We start from the raw sequence: 15,137 nt of genomic DNA, 5'->3' as shown, positions 1-15,137 counted from the left end.
TCACTGCCATTTACGGTGATACGCGCCAAGCGTGGTTTGTGTGCCTTCAGACATCGCGCCGAGGGTCTCCATCCAGGCCGACTGTGGGGCGTAGTTCTGCGGGTCTGCCATGCAGCGGTCGATAGCCTGACGCCAGACTTTCGCCACCTGACTGACGTAGGCCGGGCTGCGCTGGCGACCTTCAATCTTCACCGAAGCAATATTGGCGGCCAGCAGTTCCGGCAGCAGTTCCAGCGTGTTGAGGCTGGTGGGCTCCTCCAGCGCGTGATAACGCTCACCGTCAACCAGATAGCGGCCTTTGCACAGCGTCGGGTAGCCGGCGTTTTCACCGTCCTGATAGCGGTCAATCAACACTTCATTCAGGCGAGATTCCAGCCCCTGTGGCGTTTGCTGCCAGCGAACAAAGCGGGCAGGCGAGCAGGCGCCAACGGTATTGGGTGATTCACCGGTTAAATACGAGGAGAGATAGCAGCGGCCTTCAGCCATGATGCACAGGCTGCCAAAGGCAAAAACTTCCAGCGGCACTGGCGTGACGCGCGCGAGTTGCTTAACCTGATGAATAGAGAGCACGCGCGGTAAGACCACGCGGGCCACGTCAAAGTGTTGATGATAAAAACGTACCGCCTCTTCGTTGGTGGCAGAGGCCTGAACAGAGACATGGCGCTCAATATGAGGATAGCGTTCTGCCGCATACTCCAGCATGGCGAGGTCGGCCAGAATCAGCGCATCGGCACCCAGCTGTGCTGCCATATCCACCGCGCGCTGCCAGCGGGCATAGCCATCAGGATGGGCAAAGGTATTGATGGCAATATGCAATTTGCGGCGGTGCTGGTGTACGAAGTTAACGGCTTCCTGAAGCTTTTTCTCCGTAAAGTTGAGGCCAGCAAAATGGCGGGCGTTAGTATCATCTTTCAGCCCGATATAGACCGCATCGGCCCCATTTTCGATGGCCGCCTTAAGCGCCGGAAGGTTTCCGGCAGGGCAGAGCAGCTCCATAATTTATCCTGATGTCGTCGAGAGCAAAAATGTTAACGAGCTGGGATTTTAATTAACCCATACGCGACAATTTTTGATTTAAGGCAGCTAATGGCGTATTGATGGCACCAATAATGAGGTACACCGGACGACGGTTTGTTGATTTACGCCGCTATGTTCTCCTCCGGATATGGCAAAATACCCGGACTATCGCTATCAGGGAGTAAAGCTCGTGCTGGATAAACTGCGTTCACGTCTCGTACAATTTGGTCCATCAATGCTGAGCGTGCCGGTAAAACTGGCGCCGTTCGCGCTTAAACGTCAGGTGCTGGAGCAGGTCCTGAGCTGGCAATTCCGCCAGGCGTTGCAGGATGGAGAGCTGGCGTTTCTGGAAGGTCGCTGGTTAAGCATTGAAGTGCGTGATATCGGTCTGCGCTGGTTTACCTCCGTCGAGAATGACCAGCTGATTGTGCGCCAGTCCGCCGACGCGGATGTGAGCTTTAGCGCCGACGCCTGCGATCTGCTGATGATCGCCGCGCGTAAGCAGGATCCGGATACCCTCTTTTTCCAGCGCCGTCTGGTCATTGAAGGCGATACGGAACTGGGTCTGTACGTCAAAAATTTAATGGATGCCATTGAGCTGGAGCAGATGCCAAAAGCGCTGCGCGTGATGTTAATGCAAATGGCAGATTTCGTTGAGGCCGGGCTGAAAACCCCGCCTGACAGTAAACACACTTCAGTAGGTGAGCCATGCTGATTCGAGTCGAAATTGGGATTGATGCACCGGGTATCGATGCGTTGTTACGCCGCTCTTTTGCGAGCGACGCAGAAGCCCAACTGGTCCACGATCTCCGCGAAGACGGCCTGATCACGCTGGGGCTGGTTGCCACCGATGACGAAGGTCAGGTGGTGGGCTACGTTGCCTTCAGCCCGGTAACCGTTCAGGGTGAAGAATTACAGTGGGTAGGAATGGCGCCGCTGGCGGTAGATGAACACTATCGTGGACAAGGGCTGGCACGTCAGCTGGTGTATGAAGGGCTGGACTCGCTCAATGAGTTTGGCTATGCCGCGGTGGTGACGCTGGGCGATCCTGCTTTCTATGGTCGCCTGGGCTTCGAGCCGGCGGCGCAGTACGATCTCCGCTGTCGCTGGCCGGGAACCGAAACTGCCTTCCAGGTGCACCGTCTGGCGGATGACGCGCTCAACGGCGTAAATGGCCTCGTGGAGTATCACGACCATTTTAATCGCTTCTAATCAGGCTTTCACACAGCGCCTCAAACGATCCGTCTCCGGTGACGAGGCGCTCTTTCTGGCGCTTTGTCAGCTGCTTAATGCGGTATTCCACCCTTAACGCCAGCGATCGGTCACCCACGGGGGCTGCAAAGGCGAGCGTTAATACACCTTTCCCCCGCAGCGCTTTTGCCCCTTTTCCCGTTTGATGCTGAAGAAAACGCCGCGCCACATCGGTGGTGATCCCGGTGTAGAGGGCATTATCGGCGGTACGGACAAGGTAGAGAAACCAGCACACGGTAAACAGATTCAGTATGTTAAGGTGAACGCACCATAGCATGAGAGAGAACGAAAATGGAAACTCTGGCTGCCATTAACCGCTGGCTGGCGAAACAGCATGTTGTCACCTGGTGCGTGTATGACGACGGTGAAATGTGGTGCGCAAATGCGTTTTACTATTATGACCCTGATCGCGTTGCGTTTTATGTGATGAGCGAAGATAAAACGCGCCATGCGCAGATGACCGGGCAACAGGCGAAGGTAGCAGGGACAGTTAACGGTCAGCCTAAAACGGTGGCACTGATCCGTGGGGTGCAGTTTAAAGGGGAGATCCGTCGGCTGGACGGTGACGAGAGCGACGCGCGCCGTAAGCACTACACGCGCCGCTTTCCGGTAGCCGCCGCCTTAAAAGCCCCGGTGTGGGAAATCCGCCTTGATGAGCTGAAATTTACCGACAACACACTGGGCTTTGGCAAAAAGCTGCACTGGCTACGCACCGAGCAGGCGTAGCGCTTCGCGGTTAAACGCGGGCAGATCGTCCGGGGTTCGGCTGGTGATCAGCTGGTCTTTGTCGTTGACCACCTCCTGATCGTAAAACTCGGCCCCCGCGTTTTTCAGATCGACAACGATCGGTTTCACGGCAGTGAGTTTACGCCCGCGCACCACATCCGCGCTGATAAGCAGTTGCGGACCGTGGCAGATGGCAAAGACCGGTTTGCCGGTCGAGACGAAATCGCGGGTGAATGTGACGAAGCGCTCGTCCCCGCGCAGGGAATCCGGGGAATGACCGCCGGGTAACAGTAGCGCATCGAAATCTGACGGGCTGACGTTATCAATGGTTTCGTCGATGGTCACGCTGGCCTCGCCCTTGTGGCCTTTCACCGTTTTTCCCGCCTCTTTCTCGATGGTGATGACCTCATGTCCCGCCTTACGGAACGCCTCCGCAGGTGAGGTGAACTCTGAATCTTCAAACTCGTCGGTAATCAGGACTGCGATTTTTTTACCCATGCTTCCTCCGTTGTTTTCGCTTCAGACTGTTTTTTTCCCGTTTGTGGTAAATACTTACCGGTAACAGACTTCTAAGTGTGGTTGACCGTGCTGAGTTCGCAAACGGACTATTCTGTAAAGGGGAAGAGATGAGTCAGGTACTGATTACAGGCGCAACCGGGCTGGTGGGCGATCATCTGCTGCGGCTGCTGATTCAGGATCGCAGGGTGAACTACATCGCGGCCCCGACACGTCGACCGCTGGCTGACATCTCTGGCGTCTTTAATCCTCACGATCCGCAGCTGACTGACGCACTGGCACAGGTGCAGGATCCCATCGATATCGCCTTTTGCTGTCTTGGGACGACGCGGCGCGAGGCGGGCAGTAAAGAGGCGTTTGTCCATGCCGACTACACGCTGGTGGTCGACACGGCGCTGACGGCGAAAAAGCTGGGAGCCACCCATTTTCTGGTGGTCAGCTCGCTGGGTGCCAGCGCCCGTTCGCCGTTCTTTTACAACAAGGTGAAGGGGGAGATGGAAGAGGCACTGATTGCCCAGAAGTGGGAGCGGTTGACTATCGTCCGTCCCTCCATGCTGCTGGGGCATCGCGACGAGCGTCGTTTTAACGAGTCTGTTTTTGCCCCCTTGTTCCGCATTCTGCCTGGTAACTGGAAATCCATTGAGGCGCGCGATGTGGCGCGTGCGATGCTAAACGAGGCACTTTCGCCGTCGCAGGAGGGGGTGAATATCATCCCTTCGGCAAAACTGCGTGAAATCGCTCAAGGCGAGGCGTAAACTCCCCCGGCTAATTAAATAACACTCTCCGGGGAATGCTATGACTGGTCAGTCTTCATCTCAGGCGGCAACACCTGTCCAATGGTGGAAGCCCGCACTCTTCTTTCTCGTGGTCATTATCGGCCTCTGGTATGTGAAATGGCAGCCGTACTACGGTAAAGCCTTCACTGCCGCCGAAACGCACAGCATCGGTAAATCTATTCTCGCCCAGGCTGATTCCAGCCCGCTTCGCGCAGCGTGGGATTATGCCATGGTCTATTTCCTTGCCGTCTGGAAAGCCGCCGTATTAGGTGTCATTCTGGGCTCGTTGATTCAGGTACTTATCCCGCGCCACTGGCTGGTAAAAACCCTGGGGCAGCCGCGCTTTCAGGGCACCCTGCTGGGGACCATTTTCTCCCTGCCGGGCATGATGTGTTCCTGCTGTGCCGCGCCTGTCGCTGCCGGTATGCGTCGCCAGCGAGTCTCAATGGGCGGCGCGCTGGCGTTCTGGATGGGCAACCCGCTGTTAAACCCGGCGACGCTGGTGTTTATGGGCTTTGTGCTGGGCTGGCATTTCGCGTTTATCCGCCTGGTGGCCGGGCTACTGACGGTGCTGGTGGTGGCGACGTTGGTACAAAAATGGGTGAAAGAAACTGCCGTGGAACCTGCGTCTGTCGAGCTTGACGTGAGCGAGCCGCAGGGGAGCTTCTTTGCGCGCTGGGGTAACGCGCTGTGGCAGCTCTTCTGGAGTACCATTCCTGTGTATATCCTGGCGGTGCTGGTGCTCGGGGCCGCACGCGTCTGGCTATTCCCGCATGCCGACGGCGCCATCGACAATACCCTTATGTGGGTCATTGCGATGGCCGTTGCCGGTTGCCTGTTTGTGATCCCAACGGCCGCAGAAATTCCGATTGTGCAGACCATGATGCTGGCCGGCATGGGAACGGCTCCGGCGCTGGCTCTGCTTATCACACTGCCTGCGATCAGCCTGCCGTCGCTTATCATGCTGCGTAAGTCATTCCCGGCGAAAGCGCTGTGGCTGACCGCGGGGCTGGTGGCGTTGAGCGGGGTAATTGTGGGAAGTATTGCGCTTCTGTGAAAAAAAGCCCGGTAGCGCTGGCGCTTACCGGGCCTGGAGTCAGGTGTGACTTACTTGATGTAAGTAAAGGCGGTAGTGACGTGTTTCACGCCGCTCACCCGGCTGGCAATATCGGCCGCCGCTTTGCCTTCACGGTCGGTAACCAGACCCAGCAGGAACACTTCGCCGTTTTCGGTCGTCACTTTCACGTTAGATGATTTCACCTGGTCTGAACCCAGCAGCTGGGAACGGACTTTGGTGGTGATCCACGTATCATTGGAGGCGGTCCCAAGGCTGATTGGCTGCCCCTGACGCACTTCGTTAAAGACTTCCGTGGTACCTTCTACGCCCATCGCGATCTGTTTTGCGCGGCTGGAGAGGTCAGTATTTGGCGCCTGGCCTGTCAGCAGCACTTTGCCCTGGTAAGCCGTCACGTTGATGCGCGCTTCTTTCTTAATTTGCTCGTCTTTCGACAGCGCACTGTTGACGCGCAGCTCCAGCGTGCCGTCATCTACCTGAGTGCCGACGGTGCGTGGATCGGTCGCGGCTTTGGTGCCTACCGCGGCGGTACCCACAACAGCCGCAGCAATACATCCCTGAAGCAGTAATGCAGACATAAGGACTGCGAGGGTCGATAAAGCCTTCATGAGAACTCCTTAATCATCCTGGTGAGGGAAAAGCGTGTTATCGATCAAATCACATAAGCAGTTCACCGTGAGCATATGCATCTCCTGAATGCGTGCGCTACGGTGAGACGGAATGCGGATTTCCACATCCTGCGGCCCCAGCAGACCCGCCAACTCGCCCCCGTCATAGCCGGTTAAGGCAACGATAGTCATATCGCGGGTGACGGCGGCTTCGACGGCTTTGACAATGTCACGGCTATTGCCGCGCGTGGAGATGGCCAGCAGCACATCACCCGCATGGCCCAGGGCACGCACCTGCTTTGCGTAAATCTCGTCATGCAGACGATCGTTAGCAATCGCTGTTAAGACCACATTATCGGTATTAAGTGCAATGGCAGGTAAACTGGGACGTTCTGTTTCAAAACGATTGATCATACTGGCAGCAAAATGCTGTGCGTTGGCGGCGGACGTACCATTGCCACAACAGAGGATTTTGTTGCCATTCAGCAAAGACTGCACCAGCGTCATCGCGGCGCGAGAGATCGCGTCAGGGAGGGCTTCTGCCGCGGCAATCTGAGTCTGGATGCTTTCTGTGAAGCACACTTTAATTCTTTCGAGCACGTTATCCCTTTTAAATCTTAATTATGCGTCTTCGCCAAAAACGTTTTTCAGCCATTCGATCTCGTTTCCGGTGAAGGCTAACACATCGAACCGGCAATCCACAGTATCAAAACTCCCATTATGGCGGGCAAGCCACAAGTGGGCAGTCTGTAATAATTTATGTTGTTTGGCGAGCGTCACGCTGGCGGCAGCACCGCCAAAACGGGAAGACTGTCGGTAGCGTACTTCTACAAACACAATGACCTGACCCTCTTTCATGATCAGATCGATTTCGCCGCCACGTCCGCGAACGTTAGCGGCGATAAAGCGCAGTCCTTTGCCCTCAAGCCAGCGACGCGCTTTTAATTCCCATGCGTCGCCGGTCTCTTTACGGCTTAACTGGCCGGGACGATTTGCCCCTGCTGGTATTTGAGCCATGATAACTTCCTGTTAATCACGCAATCCTGAGTGGCCGTCAGATCGCCGGTGTTACCGTTAAGTTCAAAGCCCGGCACCTGACGCATTTGGGTAAAGTGGTTTGCCAGCGCCCAGGCATCGACACCCATTGCATACAGACGCGCCAGCGAGTAGTCGTTACGGACCGTACTCAGCGCCTGCTGCATCAGCGCCGGATTGCTGCCTGCCAGCATAGGAATTTCACTGTACTGTAGACCGTCCATCTCCAGACGGAAATCCGGGCCCGCGGTACCTTGCGCGCTGCGCGAGCTGGCGTAGAGTGTGGCACCGCTCTGGCTGCCGTTACGCATGGCGATCATCGGTTTGATGAAGGCAATCTCCTGCGGCGTGGCGACGATATAGGCCGCATCCACTTTGCCGCTACCGCCGATTTGCGCATCGGTTGGCGGGGCCGGGATGGTCAGACCGCCAATCGTCACGCTCTGCTGCTGTGGCAGGCTGGCACTCACCGGGCTGCCGTTAAGCGCAATACCCGCGCCGCCGTTAACGCCCGCGCGCAGTTCAGAGACGGAACCGAATTTCTGCTGCAGCACGATGCCGCCGCCCAGCTTCTGCCACTCTTCGGCAAAGGCGTTGGCGACGCGATCGCCCAGCGTACTGCGAGGGATCAGCAGCAGCGGAGACTGTTTCCCCTGCTCGTGAATATGACGCGCCGCATCGCGGGCTTCATCTTCCGGAGAGAGGGCGAAATAGCAGATATTGGCGCGGTTCTGAACCTGCTCAGGCTGGTTGAGCGCCAGCACGTTCAGCGCAGTATTGCTCTTCATCAGCTCTTCCACGTTGTTTTTCAGCAGCGGGCCGACAACGATGCTGGCGCCGTCCTGTTGCACCTGCGCCAGAACCTGATCGAGCGGCTGAGAGCTGGTGTCGTAGATTTTCAGCTCAGCGCCCGGGTTAGCGCTGGTGGTGGCTACGGTCTGTGGCTGAGCGGCAGGTTGTGCTGCGGGCTCAGTGCTCTGCGGTTGAGGCTGCTCCGCTGTTGCAGACTCTGTTGCCGGTGCGGATTGTGTCTCTACCGGAGCCGGAGCCGGAGCCGCAGGCGCGGGTGCTGCGGCTGCAGGTGTGGTCGGAGCTGTCACCGGGTTCTGCATCGTCCCCTGCGCCGGGGTTTGTGCTGTGGTCAGGTCGCTGGTTTCCGCAGCGGAAGGGCTGACAACGTCGTTCACGTTTGCCGCCTGAGCTGCCTGTGCCGGAACCGCGCTACCGGTAACGGGCGTGGTACCGTTCTTCGCCGCTTCAAAACCTTGCTGAATGGTGCGGCCAAATACCGCCGCCTGGCCGTTCAACGGCAGAAGCAGGGCGATTTTGCTGGTAGAGGCAGGCTTAAAGTTCTGCACGTTCACCAGCTGTGTCGGCAGCATTTTCGCGCCCGGGTTTTGCGGGTAACGGGTTTGCCAGTCGGTAATACCGGCTTTCAGCATGTTTGGATCGCTGCGGTTGTTAAACCACATCTGTTGCAGATCCAGCCACCCCTGCAACACGTTTTCATCGGCATTGATGACCAGCGCCTGCGCCTGTTCCTGGGTCATAGAGGCGAGCGCCTGCCAGGTGGCATCAATATTTTTCTGCTTGTCCGCACCGCCGAGCAGCGGCTCCTGGGCGATCAGCGCCCGCAACAGCGTCAGGGAAGGGCGCCCCTGCTCAGCGGTAATGCCCGCCTGCCAGAAACGGGCCTGCTGATTTTTATCCAGCGCGCTCACGTCGATGTCGCCAAGGCTCTTTTTCGCGGCGGCATAATCTTTCAGCGCGACTTTCAGCTCGGCAGAGAGCAGGCTCTGCTCAAGACGCTGGGCATCGTTAAGCTCGTGCGGAAGCTGGTTGAACAGTTCGGCGGCCTGCTGGGTTTTGCCTTCTTTCAGCAGTGCACGAATGGCGAGTAATTGCCAGTTGATCCTGGTATCATTTGAGCTTTGCGACATTTGTTGCAGATAAAAGCCAGAATCAGCCTGAGCGGATCCCTGCAGATGGGCCGTGCTCTGGTCAGGTGCCTGGGTGCCACAGCCTGCAAAGATCAGGGCTGCCAGCAGAAGCGGCACGCTGCGCGTGGCTTTTTTTCGAAGAAACGTTAACGGTACCATACTGTATCCAGTGATTTTTTTTACGCAATGCTCAATATTAAATCGGCAATACGGACGAAACAATGAAACAACACGAAACGGCAGAGAATTCTCAAGGCCAGCTTTATATTGTACCTACTCCTATCGGGAATTTGTCTGATATTACCCAACGTGCGCTGACCGTATTGCAAGCTGTTGATTTAATTGCCGCTGAAGATACCCGGCATACCGGTTTATTGCTGCAACACTTTGCGATTAACGCTCGTCTCTTCGCCCTGCACGATCATAATGAGCAGCAAAAAGCAGAAACGCTGGTGGCGAAGCTCAAAGAGGGGCAGAACATTGCGCTGGTTTCTGACGCCGGTACGCCGCTGATTAACGATCCGGGTTACCATCTGGTGCGCACCTGCCGTGAAGCCGGGATCCGGGTGGTCCCTCTGCCGGGACCGTGTGCTGCGATTGCTGCGTTGAGCGCAGCGGGCCTGCCGTCCGATCGTTTCTGCTATGAAGGTTTCCTGCCCGCCAAATCCAAAGGCCGCCGTGACGTGTTAAAAGAGCTGGAAGCTGAACCGCGTACGCTGATTTTCTACGAATCCACCCATCGCCTGCTGGAAAGTCTGGAAGATATGGTGACCGTCTGGGGAGAGAGCCGCTACGTGGTGCTGGCGCGCGAGCTGACCAAAACCTGGGAAACCATTCACGGCGCCCCGGTCGGCGAACTGCTGGCGTGGGTAAAAGAGGATGAAAACCGTCGCAAGGGCGAGATGGTGCTGATTGTCGAAGGGCATAAAGCGGAGGAGGACGCACTGCCTGCCGATGCGCTGCGTACTCTGGCACTGCTACAGGCTGAATTGCCGCTTAAGAAAGCGGCGGCACTGGCGGCGGAAATCCACGGCGTGAAGAAGAATGCGCTCTATAAATATGCGCTGGAGCAGCAGGGGGAGTAAGTGATATGAGCCGCTACCAGCCTCCTTTCACGATCACACCATCGATTCTCAATCAGGTTGTTGAGATTGGTGAACTATTAGGGCACTGGGCGGCGCATTCAGGAAGAACCTCTCCGTTACTGCGTAAAGAGAACCGAATCCGCACCATCCAGGCTTCTCTGGCCATTGAACATAACTCTCTGACGACCGGACAAGTAACGGCAATCATGGAGGGTAAACGCGTGCTCGCACCTGAAAAAGATATTCAGGAAGTGCGTAACGCGATTCTGGCTTATGAGAAATTGCCTGAATGGAAGCCCTGGACGCTCGAAGACTTACTCAGTGCACACCGGTTATTAATGCTTGGTCTGGTTGATAACCCTGGCAAGCTCAGAATGGGGGACGTAGGCGTATATCGCGGGAATCAGTTGGTCCATATGGCTCCACCCGCTTCCCAAATTAACCGGCTTATTGCTGATCTGCTTGTCTGGTTAAAAGAAACCGAACTCCATCCACTGATTACCAGCTCGGTCTTCCATTACGAATTTGAATTCATCCATCCATTTTCTGATGGGAATGGTCGTATGGGGCGGCTGTGGCAAACGTTGATTTTGAGTCAGTGGCGTTCTGAACTTGCCTGGCTGCCAGTTGAGACACTGATTCATTTTCAGCAGGATCGCTATTATCAGATTTTGGGAGAGTGTGACCGGGCGAGTGATTGCACCGCATTTATAGAGTTTATGCTTCAGAATATGGCTGAAGCGTTGCGGGAGGGCATAGGGGCACCGTCGGTTATGTCGGAAAAAATGTCGGAAGAGATGTCGGAAAAGGAAACGACTATTCTTGAGCTTCTTACCGTTCAACCGCAGATGTCCGCAGCGATGTTAGCATCCATGCTAGGTGTCACTTCCCGCACTGTGGAACGCTATCTCAGCGCCTTGCAAACAAAAGGGAAACTAAAGCGCCTGGGAGCCAGGAAAGGAGGAAGCTGGCAGGTCATGCCTTAACCTGCTCAGCCGATCACGTTTTATTTTTCTGGCATCGCCTCAAACACCAGCGTTTCCAGCGGTTTGAGGGTAATCACCACCGCGTTTTTATACTCTGCCGGTATCGTGGCGTTACTGCCATAGACCGCTTTCAGGCTAAACGGCGTTGCATCTCCGGTCGGGATTTCGAAATCTTTCGCCAAATCCAGATAATAGCTTTGCGGCTTATCCGACGGGTTTCGTAAACCAAAAATGGCTTTGTCTTTATTCCACGATGCCCAGCCGTAGATCTCAAGCGCCGTTGGGTCTCCGCCAATCCAGTGGGTATCCACCAGCACGCTGGCGTTATCCCGGGACCATTTGGCAGCCTGCGCCAGGGTATCCCACTTCGCCTTGTTGAGCATTGAAGGGGTGATATACAGCTCCTGCAACTGGGTGCCGGTGGCGAAGTAGCTCCAGACCTGGTCAGCAAAATCACTGTCCGTTTGCACCTTCTCCAGACCGTAATACGCATTCTCCGCGCTGACGATCCCGTGATACATCAGGGAGTTCAGCGGGAACAGCGGACCTTTACGCACAATAGAGCGATACGTCTCCGCATCGCGATAGGTCATCCACTGCTGCACCGGTGTGCCGGGGCCGTACAGGTTGATATCGTCACCCTGACGCCAGATGGAATCAGCGTAGAACAGCCAGGATGGGCTGGCATTGGTACCGGTCGTCAGGTTGATAAACAGATTCGGATTGGCGCTGCGCATGTTATGCAGCAGTGCAATAGAGGCGTCAAAATCCGAGGCGAACGGGCTGCCTTTGATGTGCGAGTTGGCGTTGCCCATGCCGTCCAGTTTAAACGAGGTAATGTGCTCGCTTTTTATCAGCTTAACGATCTGCTCATTAAAGTTCTTAAAATAGTTCGGGCCAGACAGCGCCAGCTTCCCGTCTACCGTTTCGAAACCATACTCTTTTGCATGCGAGACGCGCGTATCGCGCGGTTTGTTATATCCGCCCCATGGCGAGAGCCACAGGCCAACAGAGCTGTGCAGGCTGTCTGCTTTCTCCCGTACCTTGCCAAAACCTTTGCTGAAAGCCGGGCCGAACAGCCAGCGCCCGGTAAGGTCATCCCAGCCATCGTCAAGCAGGAAAGCATCCAGCGCGACACCCCGCCCGGCAATAAACTCCTTGTTCCATTCGTCCATCCGCCCCAGCACATCCTGCTCGGAGTACGGGGTAAAGAAGCCGATGTCCATCCAGCTGTTGTAGTGTAAGTAAGGCTTATACGGACGCGGACGCACGGCATCGATAAACTGGTTTACGCTACGGCGCAGTTGGCTGGTCTCCGGGAAGGTACCGAAGTAGGTGGTGTAGCTGACCGGGGTTGCCGGCTGAATGGGTGTTTTCAGCTCCACGTTGAGGTTGGTCGTCGCTTCATAGGCGTACGTGTTAACGATGGGTTTATCCGGCAGGATAAAGAACGAGTCTGCAATAATCGGCGAGCTGTTAATTGCCCCGTCTACATAAGGTGCCTGAGCCTGCTTTTTGGTCGGGAAGAAGGTGATTTTCGCCACATCCCGAGGCTGCCCGACGGCGGCGATGGTGTAGTCGATGCTGGCGTATTTGCCCTTCACCAGGTTCAGCTTCACCGTCACGTTAAAGTCAGGATGGGTGAAGTCGACGACAATACCACTGTCCTGTTTTTCGACATGTTTGACCTTAAAATCCGCCGTGTGAATTTTAGTCTCGTCCGGCAGCGTCAGAAAGAACAGCTCCTGCGGCGTCAGCGGATGATTAGCCCTGGTGTCCTTCACCACGACCGTCGAGTTCGCGTCATCAAATGACAGGGCAATGTTGTCGTTATTAAGGGTGTAATTCGCTGCTAACGCGCTATGGGAAACACACAGGGCAAGCATGGATAGGGTGAGGATTTTTTTCATCAGGGTAAGATCCTTTTTCATCAGGCTTCTGCCGGAAGCAGCAAGCGGTTTGCCGAGCCACACACGGTAATCTTGCTTCTGACCACCTCTTTCATGGCATCCATTCCGACCCGCATATAAAAACGTGGATCGTTACCCTGTGGGTTTTCAGCAAACCAGGCTTTCACTGCGTCAGAGAAGGCGATTTTCAGCTCGGTCGCCACGTTGACTTTGCACACACCCAGCGCGATGGTGCGACGTACATCCTCATCCGGCACATCGCTCGCGCCGTGCAGCACCAGCGGCACGGTGACCACTTCGCGGATCTCGGCCAGGCGCTGGAAGTCAATTTTAGGGCGTTTGGTATACAGGCCATGTGCGGTGCCGATGGCGACGGCGAGGCTATCGACGCCGGTCAGTTCGACAAAGCGTTTCGCTTCCTGCGGGTCGGTGAGAAATGCACTCTCCGCGTCGACGCTCATGTCATCTTCCACGCCGCCCAGACGGCCCAGCTCAGCCTCGACGCTACAGTCGTTGAGGTGACAGAAATCGACTACCGATTTCACCAGCTTCACGTTTTGTTCAAACGGATAGTGGCTGCCGTCGATCATCGCGCTACGCACGCCAGCGGTAACCTTGCGACGAATATCGTCGAGAGATTCGTGATGATCGAGATGCAGCGCCAGCGGCATGTCGTAGGTTAATGAATATGCGCTGCACAGGGCGTAGATCTCTTCCAGGGCAATATGTTTGAACGTACCCGGCGTGCCTGCGAGGATCACTGGCGATCGCATCTCGCTACACACTTCGAGGATCGCCTGGATCGTCTCTGCGTTGTGGATGTTAAACGCCGGCACGGCGTAGCCTTTTGCCTGTGCGTCCTGCAGAAGATATTTCGTTGAGATAATGCTCATGATGCGATCCTCTTAAGCCTGCCACGGATGAATAACAACGCCCTGTACCACGCGGTTGACCGTGCCGCTGGCGGATGGCGTATCGGGTGTATTGCCCACGCTGAGGGACTGGGACAGCGCAAAGACCTGGGCGTACATCAGGAAGCAGAACGCCTGTTCCATATCAATGAACGGGCGTGAAGGCGGCAGCAGGATGTGCGGGCCCGCTTCAATCACCGGATCGTTTTCAGCGGCGATGGCGACAACGCGCAGGGCCTGGCGATCGCGACGCAATTCCGCCAGAAGATCCAGATCGTACTGACGCGTATACGGATGGCTGGAGATAAACACCACCACCAGCGTTTCGTTATCTACCAGCGACTTAGGCCCGTGACGGAACCCTGTTGGGGAATCGTAAAATGCCGCCAGCTTGCCCGCGGTCAGTTCCAGTACCTTCAGCGCCGATTCGCGCGCCGCCCCCTGCAGGCCACCGCTTCCCAGGTAGACGATCCGTTTCCAGGGCTCGTTACCAAATACGCCATGGCGGAAATCACCAAGTGAGATGAGGATCGCCTGACAGCGATCGGCCACGTCGCGGAAGGTGTTGCTGTTGATGGTCTCTGGCGCGAATACGGCCAGGCAGCTTGCCATCATGGTGGTGATACTGCTGGTCATCGCGAAACCGCGATCGTGCGTTTCGGCAGGCATCAGCAGGGCACAGGCGTTATCAGTGTCGATAGCGCTCTGATACAGGTTTCCCGCCTCGTTACAGGTGATCGACAGATGGTAGCACTCCGGCACGAACTGATTAGCCAGCTCAACGGCGGCGACGCTTTCAGGGCTGTTACCGGAACGGGCAAATGAGATCAGCAGCAGCGGATGTGCAGGGCTGAAGTAATCCATCGGGTTCGTGACCAGATCGGTTGTCGGTACGGCGGAGATGTTTTTTCCGGTGTGGCTCGCAAGCCATGGCGCAATGATATCGCCTATAAACGCGGACGTGCCCGCGCCGGTCAGTACGATCCGCAGATCGTGCTTACGCAGCAGTGGCGTCAGGAAACTGTCAATCGAGGAACGCAAATTATCGATGTTGTGGAGCGAGCGGAGCCAGCTGGCAGGCTGCTGGCGGATCTCTTCTTCGGTCCAGGTGCCGGTTGTGGCGGTGGGAGTGATCTGTGGCATAACTCAGTCCTTAGTCGTGTGAATTCCACATCAGACGCTGGCAAATGTGTCGCTATCTTTCGTTTCGTTTCACTTGTTCATTTAAGCAGTTAAATAAAATCTATAGAAAAGAAATCGAAAGTTCAACGAAAGAAAAGAAATAAAACGAAAAGTTTGAT

17 protein-coding genes are annotated in these 15,137 nt (G+C 55.9%); 7 read left to right on the top strand and 10 right to left on the bottom strand.

Annotated features, from left to right (window positions below):
• Positions 1–996, bottom strand: a complete 996-nt coding sequence (ubiU, locus tag ACTJJI_RS15285; RefSeq protein WP_014833424.1) for a ubiquinone anaerobic biosynthesis protein UbiU — start codon at positions 994–996, stop codon at positions 1–3.
• 211 nt (positions 997–1,207) lie between these two features.
• Here ubiU and ubiT point away from each other — a divergent pair, with 211 nt between their 5' ends.
• Positions 1,208–1,732 carry a ubiquinone anaerobic biosynthesis accessory factor UbiT gene (gene ubiT / locus ACTJJI_RS15280; RefSeq protein ID WP_440654768.1) on the top strand — a complete coding sequence of 175 codons (525 nt, stop codon included), beginning with the start codon at positions 1,208–1,210 and terminating at the stop codon, positions 1,730–1,732.
• Positions 1,726–2,229 carry a GNAT family N-acetyltransferase gene (locus tag ACTJJI_RS15275; RefSeq protein WP_020687336.1) on the top strand — a complete coding sequence of 168 codons (504 nt, stop codon included), beginning with the start codon at positions 1,726–1,728 and terminating at the stop codon, positions 2,227–2,229. The genes ubiT and ACTJJI_RS15275 overlap by 7 nt, the downstream gene beginning before the upstream one ends.
• Here the strand turns inward: ACTJJI_RS15275 and ACTJJI_RS15270 are convergent.
• Positions 2,216–2,545, bottom strand: a complete 330-nt coding sequence (locus ACTJJI_RS15270) for a GIY-YIG nuclease family protein (RefSeq protein ID WP_440654695.1) — start codon at positions 2,543–2,545, stop codon at positions 2,216–2,218. The two genes, ACTJJI_RS15275 and ACTJJI_RS15270, sit on opposite strands and share 14 nt — an antisense overlap.
• Before the next feature lie 14 nt (positions 2,546–2,559).
• On the opposite strand from ACTJJI_RS15270, the gene ACTJJI_RS15265 reads away from it, so the two are divergent.
• Positions 2,560–2,994 carry a YhbP family protein gene (locus ACTJJI_RS15265; RefSeq protein WP_014833420.1) on the top strand — a complete coding sequence of 145 codons (435 nt, stop codon included), beginning with the start codon at positions 2,560–2,562 and terminating at the stop codon, positions 2,992–2,994.
• On the opposite strand, the gene ACTJJI_RS15260 is transcribed toward ACTJJI_RS15265, so the two are convergent.
• Entirely contained in the window at positions 2,974–3,492 is a 519-nt protein-coding gene (locus ACTJJI_RS15260) for a type 1 glutamine amidotransferase domain-containing protein (RefSeq protein ID WP_013098902.1), read from the bottom strand. The genes ACTJJI_RS15265 and ACTJJI_RS15260 overlap by 21 nt on opposite strands.
• A gap of 128 nt (positions 3,493–3,620) precedes the next feature.
• Here ACTJJI_RS15260 and ACTJJI_RS15255 point away from each other — a divergent pair, with 128 nt between their 5' ends.
• Positions 3,621–4,265 (top strand): NAD(P)H-binding protein, encoded by a 645-nt coding sequence (locus tag ACTJJI_RS15255; RefSeq protein WP_014833419.1) that lies wholly within the window; start codon positions 3,621–3,623, stop codon positions 4,263–4,265.
• A gap of 40 nt (positions 4,266–4,305) precedes the next feature.
• Positions 4,306–5,343, top strand: a complete 1,038-nt coding sequence (locus ACTJJI_RS15250; RefSeq protein ID WP_014833418.1) for a permease — start codon at positions 4,306–4,308, stop codon at positions 5,341–5,343.
• A gap of 50 nt (positions 5,344–5,393) precedes the next feature.
• Here the strand turns inward: ACTJJI_RS15250 and dolP are convergent, their stop codons facing one another.
• The 4 genes from dolP to ACTJJI_RS15230 are packed head-to-tail and all read right to left on the bottom strand — an operon-like array spanning position 5,394 to position 9,103.
• Positions 5,394–5,969, bottom strand: a complete 576-nt coding sequence (gene dolP, locus ACTJJI_RS15245; RefSeq protein WP_014833417.1) for a division/outer membrane stress-associated lipid-binding lipoprotein — start codon at positions 5,967–5,969, stop codon at positions 5,394–5,396.
• A 9-nt stretch (positions 5,970–5,978) separates the two neighbouring features.
• Positions 5,979–6,569: a DnaA initiator-associating protein DiaA gene (diaA, locus tag ACTJJI_RS15240; protein ID WP_003861754.1), complete on the bottom strand. Its 591-nt coding sequence runs from the start codon at positions 6,567–6,569 to the stop codon at positions 5,979–5,981.
• Positions 6,570–6,590: 21 nt separating this feature from the next.
• Positions 6,591–6,986, bottom strand: a complete 396-nt coding sequence (locus tag ACTJJI_RS15235) for a YraN family protein (protein ID WP_440654691.1) — start codon at positions 6,984–6,986, stop codon at positions 6,591–6,593.
• Positions 6,944–9,103: a penicillin-binding protein activator gene (locus ACTJJI_RS15230; RefSeq protein ID WP_440654689.1), complete on the bottom strand. Its 2,160-nt coding sequence runs from the start codon at positions 9,101–9,103 to the stop codon at positions 6,944–6,946. The genes ACTJJI_RS15235 and ACTJJI_RS15230 overlap by 43 nt, the downstream gene beginning before the upstream one ends.
• Positions 9,104–9,165: 62 nt before the next feature.
• Here ACTJJI_RS15230 and rsmI point away from each other — a divergent pair, with 62 nt between their 5' ends.
• Both rsmI and ACTJJI_RS15220 read left to right on the top strand, forming a co-directional pair.
• A complete protein-coding gene (rsmI, locus tag ACTJJI_RS15225) occupies positions 9,166–10,029 on the top strand; it encodes a 16S rRNA (cytidine(1402)-2'-O)-methyltransferase (protein ID WP_013098896.1) in 864 nt (287 codons plus the stop codon).
• Positions 10,030–10,034: 5 nt separating this feature from the next.
• A complete protein-coding gene (locus ACTJJI_RS15220; RefSeq protein ID WP_047361222.1) occupies positions 10,035–11,015 on the top strand; it encodes a Fic family protein in 981 nt (326 codons plus the stop codon).
• A 20-nt stretch (positions 11,016–11,035) separates the two neighbouring features.
• Here the strand turns inward: ACTJJI_RS15220 and ACTJJI_RS15215 are convergent, their stop codons facing one another.
• The 3 genes from ACTJJI_RS15215 to ACTJJI_RS15205 are packed head-to-tail and all read right to left on the bottom strand — an operon-like array spanning position 11,036 to position 14,979.
• Positions 11,036–12,925 (bottom strand): enterotoxin, encoded by a 1,890-nt coding sequence (locus ACTJJI_RS15215; RefSeq protein ID WP_440654766.1) that lies wholly within the window; start codon positions 12,923–12,925, stop codon positions 11,036–11,038.
• Positions 12,926–12,945: 20 nt separating this feature from the next.
• A complete protein-coding gene (gene kbaY / locus ACTJJI_RS15210) occupies positions 12,946–13,818 on the bottom strand; it encodes a tagatose-bisphosphate aldolase subunit KbaY (RefSeq protein WP_014833411.1) in 873 nt (290 codons plus the stop codon).
• A 12-nt stretch (positions 13,819–13,830) separates the two neighbouring features.
• Positions 13,831–14,979, bottom strand: coding sequence for an SIS domain-containing protein (locus ACTJJI_RS15205; RefSeq protein ID WP_440654686.1), 1,149 nt, complete (start codon positions 14,977–14,979; stop codon positions 13,831–13,833).
• Positions 14,980–15,137 lie beyond the last annotated feature (158 nt).

This window comes from Enterobacter sp. 22466 (assembly GCF_052044775.1).
Taxonomy (GTDB): domain Bacteria; phylum Pseudomonadota; class Gammaproteobacteria; order Enterobacterales; family Enterobacteriaceae; genus Enterobacter; species Enterobacter dissolvens.
This window is presented reverse-complemented; position numbering and strand designations above follow the sequence as displayed.

Bases quoted from the DNA above. Each gene is read 5' to 3' on its own strand.
- ACTJJI_RS15270 (WP_440654695.1), bottom strand. From the start codon at position 2,545: ATGCTATGGTGCGTTCACCTTAACATACTGAATCTGTTTACCGTGTGC.
- ACTJJI_RS15215 (WP_440654766.1), bottom strand. From the start codon at position 12,925: ATGAAAAAAATCCTCACCCTATCCATGCTTGCCCTGTGTGTTTCCCAT.
- rsmI (WP_013098896.1), top strand. From the start codon at position 9,166: ATGAAACAACACGAAACGGCAGAGAATTCTCAAGGCCAGCTTTATATT.
- ACTJJI_RS15255 (WP_014833419.1), top strand. From the start codon at position 3,621: ATGAGTCAGGTACTGATTACAGGCGCAACCGGGCTGGTGGGCGATCAT.
- ACTJJI_RS15275 (WP_020687336.1), top strand. From the start codon at position 1,726: ATGCTGATTCGAGTCGAAATTGGGATTGATGCACCGGGTATCGATGCG.
- ACTJJI_RS15250 (WP_014833418.1), top strand. From the start codon at position 4,306: ATGACTGGTCAGTCTTCATCTCAGGCGGCAACACCTGTCCAATGGTGG.
- dolP (WP_014833417.1), bottom strand. From the start codon at position 5,969: ATGAAGGCTTTATCGACCCTCGCAGTCCTTATGTCTGCATTACTGCTT.
- ACTJJI_RS15265 (WP_014833420.1), top strand. From the start codon at position 2,560: ATGGAAACTCTGGCTGCCATTAACCGCTGGCTGGCGAAACAGCATGTT.
- ACTJJI_RS15230 (WP_440654689.1), bottom strand. From the start codon at position 9,103: ATGGTACCGTTAACGTTTCTTCGAAAAAAAGCCACGCGCAGCGTGCCG.
- ACTJJI_RS15205 (WP_440654686.1), bottom strand. From the start codon at position 14,979: ATGCCACAGATCACTCCCACCGCCACAACCGGCACCTGGACCGAAGAA.
- ACTJJI_RS15220 (WP_047361222.1), top strand. From the start codon at position 10,035: ATGAGCCGCTACCAGCCTCCTTTCACGATCACACCATCGATTCTCAAT.
- ubiU (WP_014833424.1), bottom strand. From the start codon at position 996: ATGGAGCTGCTCTGCCCTGCCGGAAACCTTCCGGCGCTTAAGGCGGCC.
- ACTJJI_RS15260 (WP_013098902.1), bottom strand. From the start codon at position 3,492: ATGGGTAAAAAAATCGCAGTCCTGATTACCGACGAGTTTGAAGATTCA.
- kbaY (WP_014833411.1), bottom strand. From the start codon at position 13,818: ATGAGCATTATCTCAACGAAATATCTTCTGCAGGACGCACAGGCAAAA.
- ACTJJI_RS15235 (WP_440654691.1), bottom strand. From the start codon at position 6,986: ATGGCTCAAATACCAGCAGGGGCAAATCGTCCCGGCCAGTTAAGCCGT.